The sequence below is a fragment of the Streptomyces triticirhizae genome (assembly GCF_003696235.1).
GTDB lineage: Bacteria > Actinomycetota > Actinomycetes > Streptomycetales > Streptomycetaceae > Streptomyces > Streptomyces triticirhizae.
Genome location: NZ_RFFJ01000428.1, coordinates 1 through 521 on the forward strand (window position 1 = coordinate 1; position 521 = coordinate 521).

Below are 521 nucleotides of genomic sequence, written 5' to 3' on the forward strand. Positions count from 1 at the left end.
AGGGCGTGTTCGACGAGGGTGATCAACGCGCTCTTCGCCTCCGCGCGATGCCGCGCGTCCGTGGTGATGATCGGCGCGTCAGGACCGATCTGCAACGCCTCCCGCACCTCCTCGGGAGAGTACGGCTGATGACCATCAAACCCGTTCAAAGCGATCACAAACGGCAAACCACTGTTCTCGAAATAATCCACCGCAGGAAAACAGTCCGCCAACCGCCGCGTATCCACCAACACGATCGCACCGATCGCACCCCGCACCAGGTCATCCCACATAAACCAGAAACGATCCTGCCCAGGCGTCCCGAACAGATAAAGAATCAGATCCTGATCAAGAGTGATCCGACCAAAGTCCATCGCCACCGTCGTGGTGGTCTTGTTCCCCGTGTGCGTCAGATCGTCGATCCCCGCCGACGCCGACGTCATCACCGCCTCGGTCCGCAGCGGATTGATCTCCGACACCGACCCCACAAACGTGGTCTTACCCACGCCGAACCCACCCGCGATCACGATCTTCGCGGACGT

1 protein-coding gene is annotated in these 521 nt (G+C 60.5%); it reads right to left on the minus strand.

The features are described from left to right. Positions 1–521: GTP-binding protein (locus EBN88_RS30125; protein ID WP_122400101.1), on the minus strand; the 521-nt coding region annotated here is incomplete at both ends.